4 protein-coding genes are annotated in these 3,425 nt (G+C 37.4%); 3 read left to right on the forward strand and 1 reads right to left on the reverse strand.

Translation table 11 applies throughout. The features are described from left to right. The first annotated feature begins 38 nt into the window (after nucleotides 1-38). The 3 genes from V7659_RS28165 (at nucleotide 39) to V7659_RS28175 (ending at nucleotide 2,460) form a co-directional block, all read left to right on the forward strand. Nucleotides 39-776 (forward strand): SDR family NAD(P)-dependent oxidoreductase, encoded by a 738-nt coding sequence (locus tag V7659_RS28165; RefSeq protein ID WP_335543369.1) that lies wholly within the window; start codon nucleotides 39-41, stop codon nucleotides 774-776. A 133-nt stretch (nucleotides 777-909) separates the two neighbouring features. Beyond that, entirely contained in the window at nucleotides 910-1,695 is a 786-nt protein-coding gene (locus V7659_RS28170) for an SDR family oxidoreductase (protein ID WP_335543370.1), read from the forward strand. A 318-nt stretch (nucleotides 1,696-2,013) separates the two neighbouring features. Beyond that, nucleotides 2,014-2,460: a carboxymuconolactone decarboxylase family protein gene (locus V7659_RS28175; RefSeq protein WP_335543371.1), complete on the forward strand. Its 447-nt coding sequence runs from the start codon at nucleotides 2,014-2,016 to the stop codon at nucleotides 2,458-2,460. A 221-nt stretch (nucleotides 2,461-2,681) separates the two neighbouring features. Here V7659_RS28175 and V7659_RS28180 read toward each other — a convergent pair whose 3' ends face one another. Beyond that, a complete protein-coding gene (locus V7659_RS28180; RefSeq protein WP_335543372.1) occupies nucleotides 2,682-3,185 on the reverse strand; it encodes an RrF2 family transcriptional regulator in 504 nt (167 codons plus the stop codon). Between the last annotated feature and the right edge of the window lie 240 nt (nucleotides 3,186-3,425).

Below are 3,425 nucleotides of genomic sequence, written 5' to 3' on the forward strand. Positions count from 1 at the left end.
GTGCTAAAGAATTCTTTATACTACGAGGAGGATTTAGGATGGGAAAATTACAAGACAAAGTAGCTGTGATAACTGGTGGAGCATCTGGTATTGGGGCAGCAACAGCACGTTTATTTGTTTCAGAAGGAGCCAAAGTGGTTCTTGTTGATTTAAATGAGGAAAAAGGGAAAGCATTTGAGGCAGAGTTGAAAGCACTTAATGCCGAAGCTCTTTTTATAAAAGCAAATATTACGATTGAAGAAGAAGTTGCAAATATCTTTAAACAAACCGTTGAAACGTTCGGCAAAGTGGATGTAGTCTTCAACAATGCGGGGATTGGCCGTGTTCATCCTTCACATGAATTAGAGTATTCAGAATGGCGCAACACCGTAAATGTTGACTTAGATGGCGTCTTTTTAGTAGCACGTGAATCCATCCGTGAAATGCTAAAAACAGGCGGCGGTACGATTGTTAATACGGCATCTATGTACGGTTGGGTTGGATCGCCAGGTTCAGCAGCCTATAACGCGGCAAAAGGCGGCGTGATTAACTTAACTCGTTCCCTTGCACTTGAATATGCTGAACAAAATATTCGTATTAACTCATTATGCCCTGGTTTTATTGACACACCAATTATTCCGGAAGAAAGCAAGCAAGCTTTAGCTGCAGTCACACCGATGAAACGTCTTGGTAAAGCGGAAGAAATGGCAAAAGCAGTATTATTCATGGCATCTGATGATTCTTCATTCATGACTGGTAATAGTTTGATTGTGGATGGCGGGTACACAGCGCAATAATAAATCATATGAACTAAGTAGAAAAGATGACATTTCACCGGAATATATCTCTAATGTGAGATATTTTAATTAAAAGTAATTCGAAAAAATACGCTTTAGACCTTGAAACAAAAACTAAGGGAGGAAATTTCCAATGAGTAATCGTTTTGATGGAAAAGTTGTATTAATTACAGGTGCAGGTTCTGGTTTAGGACAAGCCTCAGCCTTACAGGTGGCAAAAGAAGGAGCGAAACTTTCACTTGTTGATTTAAACGCTGCCTCATTAGAAGAAACTAAAAGCAAACTGTTAGAAGTTGCCCCTAACACAGAAATGCTGTTGATCACTGCGAATGTGGCAGATGAACAAGCAGTTGAACACTATGTAAATGAAACGGTTGAGAAATTTGGGAAAATCGATGGTTTCTTCAACAACGCAGGGATCGAAGGAAAACAAAACCTAACAGAAGATTTTGGCATTGAGGAATTTCAAAAAGTAGTCAGTGTCAATTTAAATGGTGTGTTTTATGGAATGAAACACGTTTTGAAAGTCATGAGAGAACAAGGCTTTGGCTCTATTGTTAATACTGCTTCTGTTGGTGGTATTCGCGGGGTTGGAAATCAATCTGGTTATGCAGCTAGTAAACACGGTGTGGTCGGATTAACAAGAAACTCTGGAATTGAATACGGTCAATATGGAATCAGCATCAAAGCTATTGCACCTGGCGCAATCATGACACCGATGGTCGAAGGCTCATTAAAACAAATTGATCCAGATAACTGGGAAGAGGTAGGAAAACAATTTGTTCAGCCAAACCCAATGAAACGTTTCGGTAAACCAGAAGAAGTGGGTTATTTGGTGGCATTCTTACTATCTGATCAAGCAAACTTCATCAACGCAACTGTTATTCCAATTGATGGTGGACAATCTTATAAATATTAAGAGGTATGGAGAGAGTTCTCCTGTTTCACCTAATCTAACCATCAATTCATATTCTACTGAGTAGATATACAAAACAAATGAGCACGGGAAACGTCCCGTGCTCATTTTATACCTCGATGAATCTTGTTGAATAAAGCAAGGTTCTTTTTTACCAGGCGGAGACTGTTAACACTAGATTGGCAGTCATACATATCTAGGGTTAAAGTTCTAGTCTAAGGACAACCATAATCCCGGTTTGACAAAAGCTAATTAAAGGTGTAGATTATAGATACAGTTAATCGTCGATTAACTGTATCTATAATTGTAGGGGGAATGGAAATGGAACTACGTATTAATTATTATGATATAGCACCTGAAGCACTTAAGATAATGATGGAAATGGAGAAGTACACTAAATTGACTGGAATAGACCGTAAACTCCGTGAACTAATTAAAATCCGTGCTTCTCAAATTAATGGCTGTGCTTTTTGTATTAATATGCATACTGCTGATGCTCGAAAAATGGGTGAAACGGAACAGCGTTTATACTGCGTTGGCGCATGGGAAGATTGTGACTTCTACACGGATGCTGAAAAAGTAGCATTAGAATTAACTGAACATGTGACGTTAGTACCAACTAAGCGAGTACCTGATGAGCTTTATAATCGAGTACGTGTTCATTTTAGTGAAAAGGACTATGTAGATCTTATTATTCTGATCAATCAAATTAATAGTTGGAATCGACTTTCGATTTCAATGGGAAATTTCGCAACTGCGGCAAAATAGAGTTTTTATGTCTATACATTAATCGGGCGCTAACCTTGAAAAGGGATTAGCGCTTGATTTGTAATATAAGGGTTATCAAAAGATAAGAGAAATTGGTTTTAGGAGGGGAAATGAATCGGGATAGGATGTATGTTTTCGGAGCATTTTTTTTTTTGAAATTTATCGGTAATTGGATAAAAACCCCCTTAACTTGCGGGAAAGAGGGGTAAGGGGTGTCTTGATTAACTGTTGCTCTTCTCAAAATATGCACGTGTATCTTGACGTATTTGTTTCGATAAAACAAGATCGAGCTCTTCATTCAGCCATGAAAGGGTCTTTTTACGTAAAAAATTGCGCATATTTTCTTCTGCCTCAAGCATGACTAGATTAATGGTGCAAGCGGAAGTTTCGGAGCAGCAGCTGGAGTTTTGGTTATCTCGAACTAGAAGGCCATTATCTTTTATGTTTTTGCATTGAAAAATGGGCTTTTTCCCTTCAATTGCTTCAATTACATCCCAAAAAGAAATTTCATCTGGGGACCTTGATAATCTATAGCCGCCTTTAACCCCCGGTACTGAATTTACGATACCTGCCTTGGCTAGTTTGGCAAAAATTTTTGAGAGATATGTCTCTGAAATGCCTTGAAAGGCAGATAGGTCCTTGATTCCAATGCTTGAATCTGGAGGAATATCAATTAAATAAACAAGGCAATGCAGGCCATATTCAACTCCAATACTATACTGCATGCAAAACACCTGCTTCCTATTTCAATAAAGAGATTAATAATTATATTAGGTATATTTAATTTTTTTGTCAAACTTACTAATTTGGCTTTTTTTGATTAAAGAAGAAACCAAATCCGTATTATTCCGTCTAAGAATTGAAGGTATTTATACATTTTAAAAGAACTTTATTATTTGTATTTGAAAAAATTTGTTACAAAGGGGGAATGATATGAGAACTTTTCAAGAAAAATTGGAAAAATA

This window comes from Neobacillus drentensis (assembly GCF_036966985.1).
GTDB classification, from domain to species: Bacteria; Bacillota; Bacilli; order Bacillales; family Cytobacillaceae; genus Neobacillus; species Neobacillus drentensis_E.